This is a genomic window from Bacillus sp. SKDU12 (assembly GCF_010093085.1).
In the GTDB taxonomy this organism is placed as follows: domain Bacteria; phylum Bacillota; class Bacilli; order Bacillales; family Bacillaceae; genus Bacillus; species Bacillus mexicanus.
This window is the reverse complement of record NZ_MSRC01000016.1, coordinates 13,326-29,569: the sequence shown is the minus strand read 5'-3', so window position 1 is coordinate 29,569 and position 16,244 is coordinate 13,326. Positions and strand designations below refer to the sequence as shown.

General features: G+C 41.6%; 9 protein-coding genes, 1 tRNA gene and 3 pseudogenes. 10 read left to right on the top strand and 3 right to left on the bottom strand.

Features of this window, described 5'->3' with window-relative positions:
* Positions 1–4: 4 nt before the first annotated feature.
* Positions 5–742 carry a protein-glutamine gamma-glutamyltransferase gene (locus BTW01_RS12835; protein ID WP_162103351.1) on the bottom strand — a complete coding sequence of 246 codons (738 nt, stop codon included), beginning with the start codon at positions 740–742 and terminating at the stop codon, positions 5–7.
* 164 nt (positions 743–906) lie between these two features.
* Between BTW01_RS12835 and BTW01_RS12830 the strand changes: the two genes are divergently transcribed.
* The 5 genes and pseudogenes from BTW01_RS12830 to BTW01_RS12815 all read left to right on the top strand — a co-directional run bounded on the left by BTW01_RS12830 (position 907) and on the right by BTW01_RS12815 (position 9,274).
* On the top strand, positions 907–2,898 hold the full coding sequence (locus tag BTW01_RS12830; RefSeq protein ID WP_162103350.1) for a HAMP domain-containing methyl-accepting chemotaxis protein: 1,992 nt from the start codon (positions 907–909) through the stop codon (positions 2,896–2,898).
* A 174-nt stretch (positions 2,899–3,072) separates the two neighbouring features.
* Positions 3,073–5,064 (top strand): methyl-accepting chemotaxis protein, encoded by a 1,992-nt coding sequence (locus tag BTW01_RS12825; RefSeq protein WP_162103349.1) that lies wholly within the window; start codon positions 3,073–3,075, stop codon positions 5,062–5,064.
* Between the two features lie 121 nt (positions 5,065–5,185).
* A pseudogene (locus BTW01_RS18740) lies at positions 5,186–6,226 on the top strand (cache domain-containing protein); the annotation flags it as partial.
* Complete coding sequence (locus BTW01_RS18735) at positions 6,221–7,171, top strand: methyl-accepting chemotaxis protein (protein ID WP_419724073.1); 951 nt, start codon at positions 6,221–6,223, stop codon at positions 7,169–7,171. The pseudogene BTW01_RS18740 and the gene BTW01_RS18735, both read left to right, overlap by 6 nt.
* Before the next feature lie 117 nt (positions 7,172–7,288).
* The gene (locus BTW01_RS12815) at positions 7,289–9,274 is read left to right on the top strand and encodes a methyl-accepting chemotaxis protein (protein WP_162103347.1); all 1,986 of its coding nucleotides are present in this window, start codon (positions 7,289–7,291) and stop codon (positions 9,272–9,274) included.
* A 152-nt stretch (positions 9,275–9,426) separates the two neighbouring features.
* On the opposite strand, the gene BTW01_RS12810 is transcribed toward BTW01_RS12815, so the two are convergent.
* Positions 9,427–10,413: a Gfo/Idh/MocA family protein gene (locus BTW01_RS12810; RefSeq protein WP_162103346.1), complete on the bottom strand. Its 987-nt coding sequence runs from the start codon at positions 10,411–10,413 to the stop codon at positions 9,427–9,429.
* Positions 10,414–10,592: 179 nt separating this feature from the next.
* Between BTW01_RS12810 and BTW01_RS12805 the strand changes: the two genes are divergently transcribed.
* The 4 genes and pseudogenes from BTW01_RS12805 to BTW01_RS12790 form a co-directional block, all read left to right on the top strand.
* Positions 10,593–11,744, top strand: coding sequence for an AI-2E family transporter (locus tag BTW01_RS12805; protein ID WP_162103345.1), 1,152 nt, complete (start codon positions 10,593–10,595; stop codon positions 11,742–11,744).
* Positions 11,745–11,856: 112 nt separating this feature from the next.
* A complete protein-coding gene (locus BTW01_RS12800; protein WP_162103344.1) occupies positions 11,857–12,687 on the top strand; it encodes an undecaprenyl-diphosphate phosphatase in 831 nt (276 codons plus the stop codon).
* 108 nt (positions 12,688–12,795) lie between these two features.
* A tRNA-Ala gene (locus tag BTW01_RS12795) sits at positions 12,796–12,868 on the top strand.
* Between the two features lie 235 nt (positions 12,869–13,103).
* A pseudogene (locus BTW01_RS12790) lies at positions 13,104–13,447 on the top strand (peptidoglycan-binding domain-containing protein); the annotation flags it as partial.
* 21 nt (positions 13,448–13,468) lie between these two features.
* Here BTW01_RS12790 and BTW01_RS12785 read toward each other — a convergent pair.
* Positions 13,469–13,684, bottom strand: a pseudogene (locus tag BTW01_RS12785) (T7SS effector LXG polymorphic toxin); the annotation flags it as partial.
* A gap of 870 nt (positions 13,685–14,554) precedes the next feature.
* Here BTW01_RS12785 and BTW01_RS12780 point away from each other — a divergent pair.
* Positions 14,555–16,090, top strand: coding sequence for an MFS transporter (locus tag BTW01_RS12780; RefSeq protein WP_162103343.1), 1,536 nt, complete (start codon positions 14,555–14,557; stop codon positions 16,088–16,090).
* The last annotated feature ends 154 nt before the right edge of the window (positions 16,091–16,244 follow it).

Below are 16,244 nucleotides of genomic sequence, written 5' to 3'. Positions count from 1 at the left end.
GTTTTTAGCGGACGATTCGGTAAAGAGACGGAACATCCAGTCTGGTCGCCTGGGGCAGAAGATAAGCTTTTTGTACGGCTCCGTTTCTTCTAAAAGAATTCAGCCTATCGATAATTTGCTGTCCGCTTAAGATCCCGAGACCATGGGCAAAATATTGATTTTCTCCGAGTAAAATAACATTTTCGCCTCTCCACTGTGCTTTTTGCGGATCAAAGTCAGGATTCTTAAAATACAAACAATCTCCAAGGAAAAAGTGCTGTCCTGTTTCTGTATATATCGGCAATTTCTCATAATGCCAGTCATATAATATGATTCTTTCAAAGCTGGCATTGAATTGATCTTCCCCGATTGTATCAATTAAGGCTAAGTAATAAATGATAACGATTGCAGTCGCACATTCAAACGCATAAAACGGACCGTTTTCTGCAATGTCCCGAATCGCTTTTGATGGCGGCATTTTATATTTCAGCTCCAAGGCGCCTTCCGGTGAAACCCTCCAATAAGTTGTATTCCCATATGTTTTCATAAAAGTAGCAAACTTCGCTCCGCTTTTGTGCAGCTTCTTTGCCGCTGTAACGATATTCATCCGCAGGTTCAGCTCAAACATCAGTTCAGCAATTGAATGATAATCAAACTGAACGGGTGTCTCCATCATCTCTTTTAACAGCGGATTCAAATTTTTATCAATCTGCCAGTTTTCAACATCTTGGGGACGGAGCAATTGTCCGGATATAATAATCATCTTTAGCCCCCCTTGTTTTTTATAAGATATGCAGAGGGCTTGGGCAATGAAAGTTAAAAAGACAGATGACGGCCGAAAGAAAAAGAACTTGTTCCATTTTTCCATTTTAAAACTACTTTAAGAAGCCGATATATACTGTATCAAACCCTAAGGAGAAACTGGACATGAAGACTTTTATCAATTGGCTGAAAAAACCGTCTATTTCAAGGAAATTAATCGTCGCTTTTATTGCGATCCTCATCATCCCTATTATTATATTAGAAATTAGTTCTTACCGAAGCGCCAGCGGAAAGCTGGAACAAGAAATAATGGGAAGTGCGAAAAACAGTGTCGATTCATTTAATACAACCGTTACAAATGATTTGGGAGCAAAAGCAAAAGCGGTCACTTTTTTCAGTGAATCTCTTAAAAGCTCTGTGTTTAAAGGGAAGTCTAACCAAGAAGAGCTCAAGACCAAGTTTTCACAATATGTCTCGATCAATCAAGGAGTAGCCAGAATATACGGAGGTTCAGAAAACGGCGCCTATGTACAAGCGCCGAAAGAACAATTGCCGGACGGATACGATCCAAGACAGCGCCCTTGGTATCAAGATGCGGTCAAGGCCGGCGGTGAGATTATAGTGACAGATCCTTACGTTGCAGCAAGTGACGGAAGCACGGTCATTACCATTGCCCAGCAGATGAAGGACGGATCTGGCGTTGTCGCCATGGATATTACCATTGATAAATTGTTGGAACAGATGAAACAAATCAAGGTCGGAAAAGAAGGCTATGCTTTCATTGCAACGAAAAACAAAACCTATGTTGCCCACAAGAGCCATAAAGCTGGAGAAAAGCTGTCAGGCGACTGGGTTGCCAAAATGTATGCCGATGATAGCGGTGAACTCCAATACACATCTTCAGATAACCAAAATAAAAAGATGACATATACAACAAATGAACTGACGGGATGGAAAATAGCCGGCACAATGTATACGAGTGAAATCAAAGATGCTTCAAAGTCTGTGTTAATAACAGGGATCATTGTGCTGATTGCTTCGATTGCGGTAGGCGGAGTATTAATTCTATTTATCGTTCGCTCCATTACAAAACCGTTAAAACGTCTCGTTCACTCATCGAAAACAATCAGCAGGGGGGACCTGACTGAAACGATCGATATTCGTTCGAAGGATGAGCTTGGAGAGTTAGGGGAAAGCTTCAATGAAATGGGACAATCTCTCCGCACCCTGATCAGCACGATTCAGGACTCGGTGAACAATGTGGCTGCCTCATCCGAACAGCTTACCGCATCTGCCGGACAGACAAGCAAAGCTACTGAGCACATCACGATGGCGATTGAGCAGTTCTCAAACGGGAACGAGGAGCAGAGCGAAAAGGTTGATTCCAGCTCTCATCAGCTGAACTTAATGAATGAAGGGCTTCAGCAAGTTTCACAAACATCATCAGATATTACAAAGGCGTCTATCCATTCAACGGAAATCGCCGGAACGGGTGAAAAGTTTGTCCAGGAGACAGTCGGACAAATGAACTCGATTAATCAATCCGTTCAGCAAGCTGAAGCTGTAGTCAAAGGCTTGGAAGGAAAATCGAAAGACATTACAAGCATTTTGAGAGTCATCAACGGAATTGCTGACCAAACAAACTTGCTGGCGTTAAATGCAGCGATTGAAGCGGCGCGAGCCGGAGAATCAGGCCGCGGCTTCTCTGTGGTAGCGGAAGAAGTGCGCAACTTGGCTGTTCAATCTGCTGATTCAGCAAAAGAAATTGAAAAGCTCATTCAAGAAATCGTAGCAGAAATTGAAACTTCTCTTCATATGTTTAAAGCAGTCAACCAGGAAGTACAGTCAGGGCTTGTAGTCACAGATCATACAAAAGAAAGCTTCCAAAGTATTTTCAGCATGACAAACGAAATCGCGGGCAAATTGCAGACGATGAATGCCACTGTCGAACAGCTGTCAGACCGTTCACAGCATGTTTCATCAGCAGTCAGCGGCATAGCTGATGTGTCGAGAGAAAGCGCGGCAAGCATCCAAGACATTGCTGCATCAGCTGAAGAGCAGCTTGCCTCGATGGAAGAAATCAGTTCATCAGCGACCACTCTCGAGCAGATGGCAGAAGAGCTTCGTGATCTGACAAAACAGTTTAAAATCGAATAAAACAGAAACAGCGCTTCTTAAAGCGCTGTTTTTTTACGTTGAAAATAATAATAAAGTCCTGTTTTTTAAGGTGAATTTAGAACCATTTTTCATTTTTTCCTTCATTTTCAATGTAATATAAAGGAATTTCCTCCGATATAATTTGTAAATGATTGAAAGAAGGTTCAAAAAGAAATGAAAAAAACACTTACTACGATTCGCAGACCATCAATTGCAAGGAGACTAATAATTTCTTTTCTGCTAATCTTACTTATTCCGATTGCCGTCCTTTCGGTAAGCGCTTATCAATCAGCAGTTGCTTCTCTAGATATTCAGATGACGCAAAGCGCAAAGGAAAACGTTCAAATATTAGACCGTATCATTGATGATAAAATCAGCACCACTGAAAAAAGCCTCGTATTTTTCAGTGATTGGGCCACAGCAGATAAATTTAAGGATAAACAGAAAACAGAGATGAAAAAGGAATTTAAACAATTTATCCAAATGAATGATAATGTTGCTGCGGTGTTTTCCAGCAGCAAAGACGGGGCACTCACATATTTTCCATACTCGGAAATGCCGAGTGGTGACTTTAATCCTTTGGAACGAGATTGGTACAAAGAAGCAATGGCCAATAAAGGTAAAACAATTATTACTGAACCCTATGAATCGGTTTCTTCAGGGAAAATGGTCGTCACCCTCGCCCGGCAGACGGTTGATGGATCAGGCGTTGTTGCCGTTGATATGAAAATTGACGACTTGGTCACAACAGCGAAAAAAATCAATATTGGAAAAGAAGGCTATGCTTTTATCTTAAGCCAAAACAAGAAAGTCATCGCTTTCTCTGGTGAAAAAGCGGGAACAGAGCTAAAAGGGGACTGGGTTGATAAGCTCTACAAAAATAAAAGCGGCGATTTTGAATACACGTACGAAGGCAAAAAGAAGAAAATGGCATTTGCCACAAGTGAAGCAACAGGCTGGAAAATCAGCGGCACACTGTATGCGGACGAGATTCACGATGCCGCGAGCAGAGTTCTGACAATGGCTTCAATCGTTTTGGCGATTGCCATCGCAGGTGGAATTACAGCCATTTATTTTGTGATTCGATCGATTACAAAGCCATTAACACGCATTGTCGCGTCAGCTGAAAAAATCAGTGAAGGCGATTTAACCGAAACGATTGAAATCAACTCAAAAGATGAACTAGGTGTTCTGAGCCAGAGCTTTAATCATATGGCCCAATCGCTTCGCTCACTCATTCACGGCATTAAAGACTCAGTAGAACACGTTGCTTCATCATCCGAAGAGCTGACTGCATCCGCAGACCAGACAAGCAGAGCCACGGAGCATATAACGACTGCCATTGAGCAATTTTCAAACGGCACTGAAAGCCAGAGCGGCAAAATTGAAACGACAACCGAACAAATCAATGAAATGAACGATGGATTGGCTGAACTGGCGCAGGCTGCCGTGGTGATTACAGAAACATCCGCAGACTCAACTGAACTATCAAACAAGGGTGAGACACTCGTCCAGAAAACAGCCGGCCAAATGAATACGATTGACCACTCTGTGAAAGAAGCGGAGCTAGTGGTGAAAGGGCTGGAAATCAAATCAAAGGATATCGCCAATATTTTACGAGTCATTAACGGCATTGCGGATCAAACCAATCTTTTAGCTTTAAACGCCGCTATTGAAGCCGCAAGAGCCGGGGAATACGGACGGGGCTTCTCGGTCGTCGCTGAGGAAGTGAGGAAACTTGCGGTACAGTCAGCTGACTCGGCAAAAGAAATTGAATCACTGATAAGCGATATTGTGAAAGAAATTCATACATCATTGAACGTGCTCCAGTCTGTAAATAAAGAAGTTGAAACAGGGCTTGTCATGACGGATGAAACACAACAAAGCTTCAAAGATATTTCGCACATGACTAAAGAAATTGCGTCAACTTTGCAAAACATGAATGCAACGGTTGAGGAGCTCTCAGCGGGTGCTCAAGAAATTTCTGCTGCTTCAAACGATATTACTGCCATTTCTAAAGAAAGTTCGGACGGCATCCAGGATATCGCCGCTTCTGCAGAGGAACAGCTGGCGTCAATGGAGGAGATCAGCTCATCAGCACAGATGCTTGAAAGAATGTCTGAAGAACTCCGTGATTTGACAAAACGATTTAAAGTGGATGCTTAATAGGTCTAAATAACTACATTTTTGTGAGTAATTAGTCATTTCTATTCATTTTTCTTTTTTTGGTGTATACATTTACCTATATCGTGCCGATATGAAAAGTAGCATAAAAAAGGGGAAATGAATGATGAAAAAAATACTCCAGCTCATAAAACAAAGATCTATTTCACGGAAGCTTCTCGTTTCCTTTCTGGCGATCCTTATCATACCGGTTGTCGTATTGGCGGCCATTGCGTATCAATCGGCAAGCAGCTCTCTCGACAAACAAATGATGGGGAGCGCATCAGGAAATGTAAAGCAATTAAACGAAATTATTAATACGAGCATTGGTGAAAAAGAAGAGGGCGCCGCTTACTTCAGTGAATGGCTGACAAAAGAAAAATACAATGCAAAAAGCAATGCGGGCATTAAAGAAAAATTCTCACAATATATCAGCATTAATAAAGATGTAGAATCCATTTATACAAGTGACCAAAACGGGCGCTTCACCCGTTATCCTGATCTTCAAATGCCGAGCGATTATAATCCGGTTGAACGTGACTGGTACACAAAAGCGGTTGCGAATAAAGGGGAAATTGTGGTGACAGACCCGTATAAAACCGCGTCTACCAATACAATGGTTGTGACAATCGCCCAGCAGACAAAAGATGGCTCAGGCGTTATCGCCATCAACATGACGATTGAAAACCTGCTGAACATCACGAAAAAAGTAAACATCGGCAAACAAGGCTATGCTTTTATCATGACGAAGGACAAAAAAGTTGTCAGCCATCCTGAGAAAGCCTCAGGAACTGAATTAAAAGGCGCAGTCGATCAGATGCTAAATACGGATGAAGGTGATTTTCAATACGATTTAGATGGCGAAAGTAAAAAAATGGCCTTTGCCACAAACAAGTTAACAGGGTGGAAAATTGCCGGAACGATGTCATTGGATGAAATACACGATGCTGCGCAGCCTGTCCTGCATCTCGCTTTAATTGTGCTGGCAGCTGCCATTATTATTGGAATCATCGTCGTGACATTCATCATTCGTTCCATTACACTGCCGCTGAAACAGCTAGTCGGTTCTTCTAAGCGGATCAGCGAGGGAGATTTGACAGAAACCATTGAGATCCGTTCAAAAGATGAACTGGGCGAACTCGGCAATAGTTTTAATAATATGGCGTCGTCACTTCGTTCTCTCATACACGCGATTCAGGATTCGGTAGACAATGTCGCGGCTTCCTCTGAGGAGCTGACCGCATCAGCTGGACAAACAAGCAAGGCAACTGAGCACATTACATTGGCAATTGAACAATTCTCTAACAATAATGAAAAACAAAACGAAAACATTGAAACTGCTGTAGAGCACATCTATCAAATGAATGACGGATTGACGAATATGGCGCAAGCGTCTGAAGTCATCACAGATTCATCTGTTCAATCTACAGAAATTGCAAGTGAGGGCGGCAAGCTTGTTAATCAAACCGTGGGCCAAATGAACGTTATTGACAAGTCTGTTAAAGAAGCAGAGCATGTCGTACGCGGATTGGAAACGAAGTCGAAAGACATTACAAACATTTTGCGTGTGATTAACGGTATCGCAGACCAAACGAACCTGCTGGCCTTAAACGCGGCGATTGAAGCAGCTCGCGCAGGCGAGTACGGCCGCGGCTTCTCCGTTGTAGCGGAAGAAGTGAGAAAACTGGCCGTTCAGTCAGCAGATTCGGCAAAAGAGATTGAAGGATTAATCATCGAAATTGTGAAAGAAATCAATACATCTCTTGGCATGTTCCAGTCTGTCAACCAAGAGGTACAGACAGGCCTTGACATCACAGATAAAACAGAAATGAGCTTTAAACGAATTTCTGAAATGACGGACCAGATGGCTGACGAATTGCAAAACATGGGCGCGACGGTTCAGCAGCTTTCTGCAAGCTCCGAGGAAGTTTCAGGAGCATCCGAGCACATTGCATCAATTTCAAAAGAAAGCTCAGCTCATATACAAGATATCGCAGCATCAGCCGAAGAGCAGCTTGCTTCTATGGAAGAAATCAGCTCGTCAGCAGAAACCCTTTCGTCTATGGCGGAAGAGCTTCGCGATATGACAAAACGATTCAAAATCGAATAATAAGTAAGTCAAAACACCTAAGTGTTGTACACTTAGGTGTTTTTTTTAGTTTTTTTATTAAAACTTTTATCCTAGTGTGACGATATTAGATTTAGCTTAAAGGAGGAATCAGCGGAAATGGAAAAATTTATAAAGTGGATTAAAAAGCCATCGATCAGCAAACCGCTTATCGCTGCGTTTCTGGCAGTGCTTATTTTGCCGGTCGGTGTTTTAGCATATTTCAGCTATCATTCAGCGTGGAACGCACTGGATAGGGAACTTACGAACAGTGCAATGGGAAATGTTGAAGAACTAAACAGCACCCTGCAAAATAAATTGAATAATAAAGTAAAAGCACTTAATTATTACAGCGAGTCACTCGATAAAGCTGATTTACAAGGAAAAAACAAAACGTTGTTGGATGAGAAGTTTAAGCAGTATACTGAGCTGAATGCCGATGTAGCGTCTATTTACGTTGCATCAAACGATAAGAAACTGTCCCAGTATCCAAAAACGAATAATCCAAAAAACTATGATCCGACAGGGCGCGATTGGTTTAAGGATGCAGCAAATAAAAGCGGAACAGCTGTTTTTTCAGAACCGTACACTGATGTGACAACAAATAAAACAGTTATCACGATTTCTGAACAGCTAAAAGACGGTTCAGGAGTTGTAGCAATTGATTTAAACCTTGATGAAGTGCTTGCGGCTTCACAAAGAATCAAAATCGGCAAAGAAGGCTTCGCATTTATTACAACAGGCAACAAAAAATACGTTGCCCATCCGACGATTAAGCCTGGAACGACAGGTACCGGCGCTTGGACAAACGAAGTGTACTCCAAAGAAAAAGGCTCATTAGAATATACGTTTGAAGGCAAAGAAAAGAAAATGGCCTACACAACAAATAAATTGACAGGCTGGAAAATTGCGGGCACATATTTTATTAGTGAATTGGAAGACGCGTCAAGACCGGTATGGAATACAGCAATTATCATTCTATGCGTGTCAATTGTGCTTGGCGGTATACTTATTCTCTTTATCATTAGTGCTATTACTAAGCCGTTAAGAAAACTGGTTTCAACGTCCGCAAAAATCAGCGACGGAGATCTCACAGAAGTTGTTGACATCCACTCGAAAAACGAGCTTGGCCAGCTTGGCGAAAGCTTTAACGAAATGTCTGCCTCATTGCGTTCAGTCATTGGCGTTATCCAAACGTCTGTAGAAAATGTGGCGTCATCTTCTGAAGAGCTGACGGCAAGCGCAGCCCAAACGAGTAAAGCGACTGAGCACATTACGCTCGCTATTGAACAATTCTCAAATGGCAACGAGGCGCAAAGCGAGAAACTGGAGACAAGCTCAAACCATCTTTCTCAAATGAACCATGGGATTACAACAGTGGCTCAGGCCTCTTCAACCATTACGAAGTCATCAATCCAGTCCTCTGAGGCAGCGGGCAGCGGGGAAAAACTGGTGGAACACACAGTCGGTCAAATGAAAACAATCGACCAATCTGTTCAAAAAGCAGAGGCTGTTGTGAAGGGACTTGAAACAAAATCTCAAGACATTACAAGCATTTTAAATGTGATTAACGGCATTGCAGATCAAACCAACCTGCTGGCCTTAAACGCTGCGATTGAGGCAGCAAGAGCAGGGGAATACGGTAGAGGCTTCTCAGTAGTTGCAGAAGAGGTCAGAAAACTCGCCGTACAATCAGCAGACTCTGCTAAGGAAATTGAAGGGTTGATTCAAGAGATTGTCAGAGAAATCAGCACATCGCTTTCAATGTTCCAATCTGTGAATCATGAAGTGAAGGAAGGCTTGCAGATTACTGACCAAACTGCGGAAAGCTTTAAGAAAATCTATGAGATGACCACTCAAATTTCCGGTGAATTGCAAAACATGAACGCAACCGTTGAACAGCTGTCAGCGGGATCACAGGAAGTATCAAATGCAGTTGAACACATTTCTGAAGTGTCAAAAGAAAGCTCAGCTGGCATTCAAGATATCGCAGCTTCGGCAGAAGAACAGCTAGCTTCAATGGAAGAAATCAGCTCTTCAGCTGAAACGCTGGCAAACATGGCGGAAGAACTTCAGGACGTTACTAAGAAATTCATCATTGAATAATTGTCATAGAAAAAGAAAGCGGCATATCCTGCTGCTTTCTTTTTTATTTAAAGCGTACCATTCAGGACATCTGGAATACCCCCTGTGAGCAATCGGGCGTGCAGGTAAAAAGTTAATAAAAAATCCGCCGCGGCGCACGCGGGCGGATTTTATTAGGCTTGATCAGCTGGATACACGATCCCCATTTGCTTTCTCGCTTCTTCCATGATTTTCGCGGTGATGAATGAACGTTCAAACGTATTTTCTTCAGATTCCTTCTTGTTCTCTTTTATGAGTGTGACAAATTCTTCTGCTTCGTAGAACATCGCCGGCTTAGGATCGTGAATCGAAATGTTTTCCAAGCGGCCGTCGCGATAGCGAATTTCCATTCGTTCAGGACGATGAATCGTATCGATCACAATTGTTCCGTCTTCACCCTGAATTTCCGCCGGGGCATAGGAAGTAGAGATTTTAGAATGCATGAGAACAGCTTCGAACCCATCGTAAGACAAAATGACGGTTCCTTCGCCATCCACTCCTGAAGATAAAACATATCCGTTCGCTTTCACATCCTGCGGCTCACCAAACAGCACGACAGCAGGATAAATACAATAGACGCCGATATCCATTAATGACCCATTGGACAGCTCAGGCTGAAACGCATTTAAGATGGTTCCATTTCTAAATGCGTCATACCGTGAGGAATACTGGCAGTAGCTCGCGGTAAATCTGCGGACAGCGCCGATTTTATGTATGTGGTTTTTCAGCTCTTTAAAATTTGGCAGGAAAGTGGTCTTCATCGCTTCCATGAGAACAACGCCGTTTTCCTTAGCCGCTGAAATCATCTCTTCTGTTTCTTTTGTATTCGAAGCAAGAGGTTTCTCGCAAAGCACATGCTTGCCATGGTTCATCAAAAGAACGGCTTGTTCCTTGTGAAAGGCATTAGGACTTGCTATGTAGACGGCATCAAAGCACTCGCTTGCCGCCATTTCCTCGAGGTCTGAGAAGGTGTGCTCAGCGTTATGTTTAGCAGCAAAATCGGCAGCGCGTTCAGCCGATCTTGAATAAACAGCTGTCAGCTCAAAATCTTCGATCTCCGCTGCTGACTCTAGGAAGCGGTCTGTAATCCAGTTCGTACCTATTATGGCAAAACGTATCATTCTTATCACTCCTTTTGCATGATATAGATAAAGTATAGCTTAAAAAAGAGAAAAGCACATGAGAAAACCAATCTCCTATTGAAAGCAAGGGAGGTTTCCAGCAATTAGCGGTTATTATTTTTCATTATAGGGGCGATAGTGTACAATTTAATTAAACTATGGATAACGGAGGAACGATAGTGGAGACGTTGCAAACATGGAGCGGCAGATTCAAGCGATTCTTCTTGGACAATAAGTTTGTTTTATTTTTGCTTGTACTGCTGCTGATTGGTTTAAATATTCTCGTTTTTACAAAAACATCATTTATTTTCATCCCGATAATAGTTCTTCTCAAAACGATCTCACTGCCGATTATTTTAACAGGCATTGTTTTTTATTTGTTAAATCCAATCGTTGATTTCCTTGAGAGAAGAAGAATTAAAAGAATTTATTCTATTTTGCTGTTATATCTCTTGGTTATCGGGTTGATCACAATTACGATTGTGTCCATCATCCCCTTCTTAAAAGAACAAATTATGAGTTTGATTGACAACATCCCAAGGTATGTGGATGTCGTAGAAAATCAGACAAAACAGCTGATTGGCAGCAATTTCGTCAATCAGGCCCAGCAAACGATGAACATCAATATTTCTGATCTCGCAACAAAGGTTTCAGATCAGGCAGCGACAATTGTGAACAGCACCTTTACCGGCGTTGGGAATTTCATCGGTGCTCTGACGGAGATTATCATTTCAATCGTCACAGTTCCGTTTATTCTTTTCTACTTATTAAAAGATGGAAAGAAATTGCCGGTCTACATACTGAAGTTCGTGCCGACTCAATTGAAAGAACAGACATATACAGTCTTAAGCGAAATGAATCATCGGTTAAGCTCTTATATCAGAGGCCAGATTATCGTCAGCTTCTGTATCGGCTTTTTGCTGTTTATCGGTTATTTGATTATCGGACTGGATTATGCTTCATTGCTTGCCTTCATTGCGGCTTGTACCAGTATTGTTCCGTATTTAGGACCGACGATTGCCATTACGCCAGCGATTATCATCGCTATAGTGACATCACCGTTCATGCTGCTTAAGCTGGTGATCGTTTGGACGATTGTGCAGCTGATTGAAGGAAAGCTGATCTCTCCGCAAATTATGGGAAAAAACCTTCACATCCACCCAATTACGATTATTTTTCTGCTGTTAACAGCAGGAAAGCTGTTTGGTGTTGTTGGCATCATTCTTGCCATTCCGGGTTATGCAGTTGCCAAAGTCATTACGACACATTTATTTGACTGGTTTAAAATGCGATCCCATTTATACGACGAAGAAAAAAATGAAAATGCCTAAGTGACAGGTCATAAAGTGTGATTTTTGGTTATAGTTATATAAGACAGGCTTGCCGATTATGGAAAGCTCCCGAATCGCAAAAAATAAATGTCTAATGGGGAGAATCAAAATCATGACTCTATGGGAATTGTTTGTAGCTGCCATTTTAGGAATCGTAGAAGGATTAACAGAGTACGCGCCGGTTTCTTCGACAGGACATATGATCATAGTAGACGATATCTGGCTGAAATCAAGCAATCTGATGTCAGGAGAAGCTGCTAACACATTCAAAGTGGTTATTCAGCTAGGCTCTATTTTAGCAGTAGTTATCGTGTTTAAAGATCGGATTTTGAATTTGCTCGGATTAAAAAAGAATATTACAAACGATCAGAAACAGGGACATAAATTAAGCATTTCGCAAATTGCTGTCGGGCTCGTGCCTGCAGCAGTTCTCGGCTTTTTGTTTGAGGGTTACATTGATGAATATTTATTTTCCGTTAAAACGGTGGCCTTCGGTTTAATCGCTGGGGCAGTCTTCATGCTTTTTGCTGATTGGGTAAATAAACGGAAAGCAGCGACAGACACTCTCGACCGCATTTCCTATAGGCAGGCGATCGGGGTAGGGTTATTCCAATGTCTTGCCCTTTGGCCTGGCTTCTCACGTTCCGGATCAACCATTTCCGGAGGTGTTATTCTTGGTTTAAATCACCGCGCCGCAGCTGATTTTACGTTTATTATGGCGATGCCGATCATGATAGGAGCAAGTTTTCTGAGCCTTGTGAAGCATTGGGACAGCTTAAGCTCAGATCTCATGCCGTTTTTTATCATTGGTTTTATTTGTGCCTTTGTTGTCGCGCTGTTTGTCGTCCGTTTCTTCTTAAAACTGATAAACAAAATCAAACTCGTGCCATTTGCAATCTATCGAATCATTCTCGGTGTAATTATCCTTTTGATCATGATGTAAGTCGAAAAATAAGGCCCTTTCCGGAGCCTTATTTTTTCTGTCAGATCAAGAGAAAACAGCTTGTTTTTCAAAAAAAAATCCTCTATAATAAATTTTGATATTACATACGGGGCCATAGCTCAGCTGGGAGAGCGCTACACTGGCAGTGTAGAGGTCAGGGGTTCGAGCCCCCTTGGCTCCATACCTGTAAACCCTTATTCTATAAGGGTTTTTTTGTTTGTCTGGAACAGAAAGGATTACCCTAAAAAAATAATTGGGACAGAAAATTTTTATTTTGTGGTAACTTAGTTACTTTTCACCTTTAAATTAGGGTTGAATTGATCAAAATATTGAGCTGTCTCATTTTCAAGTTTTTCGGTAATATGGTCGTAAATATCAGATATGATTCGTCTGTTTGCATGACCGGCGTTTGGCTGAAAACATCAAGCAAGAAAACAACTTCGTCCCAGGCAGTGAAAAAACCAAGCTCAAGTAAAAAGAAATTGTCCTTTAATCTGCCTTCTGGTATTTTCAAAATGAAAAGCCCATTAATGCACAGCGAAGCCGTCAAGCAGATCCAAACAGCCCTGTCGGCAATGCATTTCTATCCGGATAAGAAAGCCAAAAACTTCGGTATCGATAGCTATTACGGACCAAAAACAGCTGATGTAGTAAGACGGTTCCAGCTGATGAATGGTTAAATTCTGACGACATTTATGGACCAGCTACAAAAGCAAAACTTGAAGTAATAAAAAGGTCCCTTGAATTCCAAGGGACCTAAAAAGTTTCAATCATCGCTCTTATCAAGTAAGTCAATCAAATTGACAGCTACACCTGCGTGGTCTTGATAAAATGCTTTAATGTTGTCGGCGCCTTTGCCGGAAAACTCACTGTCATCTAAATCAGCTACAGCTTTAAAGGCTTTCTTGAGATTGACCATCTGACTTCTTAATTCTTTGTATTCCTTGGCGCGTTTATCTGCTTCGGAAAGCAGTGTTTTGGCTTCAAAAACTTTCATGATCATATCCTTTCTTGTTAAGCCTTGCGGTGCAATAATCAATAAAATTTCACCATATAAAGTTATCGAGAAAACACAAAAAGCCTTTTATTTGGAAAATGAACCCTGAAAGAAACTAACCGAAGAAAAAAGTTTGCGGTTTTTCGCTCCAATAGTTCCATGTTTCTGAAGTAACTTATATTAAAAATAATTCAATACATTTTATGCTCAAAATCTGCCATTTTAATTTTCTTTCCTTAAATAAATCACATACGAACAAAAGTTCTTTTATCTACGAGGGGATTTTTGGAAGAGAATAAGCGGCATTTAAAATAGTTATTTAATTTAACGCCTGACAGAGATGTAAATGAAGTATGTTATAATGCTTTTAGGGACAGGTGACCAACCCAATCAGAAACTATAAAACGTCCGTTAGTATCAAAAATCCATCTTCGAACTGGCACGATAGAGGTCAACAAGGGTTCGAGCTATCCTTTGTTCCATACCTTTATTCTATAAGGCGTTGTTTTTGAGAGAAATGCCGTTTGCTGAACCTTTTTTATTAGTTGGAAGAGAACAGCCTGCCTGCTTTGAATCGCTTGAGGGAGCATGGACCCGTAAGTTCCACATCCTTGTATTTAAAAACGCGATTTTCAGGAAAATGCGGTGCAGATATTTATGTTGTGCTTGAAATTTGCGTCATTGACAAACAGAGTTGTTTCGGAATAATTTTCGAATGTATGCTCATTTGTTCACATAACACTCATAACATCATATCATTTCTCAAGACAGGGAGAATATTAGAATGAAAGCTAATGGCGTGCAAAAACTATTAGCTTCTTTTGGTTTTTAAAAATAATGTGTTTCGTATGTATAGGAAGGAATGACAACATGAAGACAAAACATTATTGGATGATTTCTTTGCTCGCCGTTTTAGCGGTCGGACCGGGATTGATGTCTAACACGGCATTGTCGTCAGTGCAAGGCCTCGTTCAAAAGACGGTTGGAACAAGTGGCTTCACATCGGTAAATCCAATATTGATCGGCAATATGGCCTTTGCTTTATTAGTGCCGGCAGGACCATTGCTGAGAAAAAAATTTGGTGCGCGTCCAATCTATTTGGCCTCATTACCCGCTTTTATATTTGGTTCATTGCTCTTCGCATGTTCGAGTGATATTGCATGGATGGCGATAGGGCGTTTTTTACAGGGGGCGGCTACAGGCGTTATGCTGATGATTATGATTCCAATGCTTGTTTTGTCTTTTCCGATTGAACGCAGAAACTATGCTCTGCTGGTGCTGATCGGCGGATTTTATGGCTCTGTGATCATCGGCACGATCCTTGGAACAATTGCTACAGGCTGCGGCCACTGGAGATGGCTGTTTTACACCTTTGGCGCATTGTCACTGATCGGTGTCTTAGTGAGCTATTTCTTTCTTCATGATGAGCATCATGGTTCACAAGAGCAAAAACAGCCGCTTGATAACGCAGGAATTATTTTATCTGTGTGCCTTGCTCTGGCTTCAGCGGTTACATTTGTTTTTCTGCAAAAGTTGGGGCTTTCATCAGGGTATGCATGGACTGGGTTTGGCATTACTTTATGCTTGCTGGTTGTTCTATTAATTGTGGAGTATAAAAAGAAAAACCCCTTTATTTCTATTAAACTGATGCTGCTGCCAAAACCGATTCTCGGCTTATTTATCATTGCTGCAGGAACTATAACTGTAGCTGTCAGCCTTTCTGCTTTTCAAGGATTGCTGCGTCAAATGTATAATATCTCTCAGGAGCATCTCGTTCTTTTAAATTTGACTCTTCTAATTGGAGTGGCAATTGCCGCCATTGTGAGCACATTGTTTTATGATAAAGTCGGACCCGGAGTGCTCGGTATTATAGGTGCTCTTATGCTCGTATTTGTGAATTTTCAATGGCTGCATATGCAGGATCATTCATCACTCTATATGTTTGCAGTGCTGTTTATCATGCTTGCGGCTGGAACAGGGCTGACAGTGGCCGCAGGGCTTATGGGAGCTGCTATGGGCGGCCCGCTGCCTGATTTAGTCAAGAGAATGACAGCTGTTCAGTTTTTAAGGTTGTTTGTCTATATGGGAGTTCCAATTCTTATCGGCTTTTTTACGAAAAAAGATGCTGCCAGACAAAACGGTTCGGTGCAGGATTCTATGATGATTGCTTATCATGATCTCTTTCTCATTTCTTTTATCCTAAGCGTGCTGATCGTTTGCTTATCATTCTGTATGAATGCCACAGGCATGGGGCACAAGCTGGCACATAAACCGCATGACAAAGCGAAAACAGCTCCAGAAAAACCAGCCGTTTCATCAGAAGGACTGCCAAAGACTGCAGCCAATTCACATCATGTGATACGGGATAGAGAATATCGCCACGCACTCAGAAACTTATTAAAATAGGTACAGGATCAAAACCTTTTCCTTGAGGGAAAGGTTTTTTATTTGCAATCTTTTCCTAACTTTATCCTTAAAGAATTGAAAAATATGAGAAGTGCAAGTAAAATTCTAAAAGGTAGATTCTTTTACTTTTGTAATCTTTTAATCCGAAGGAAGG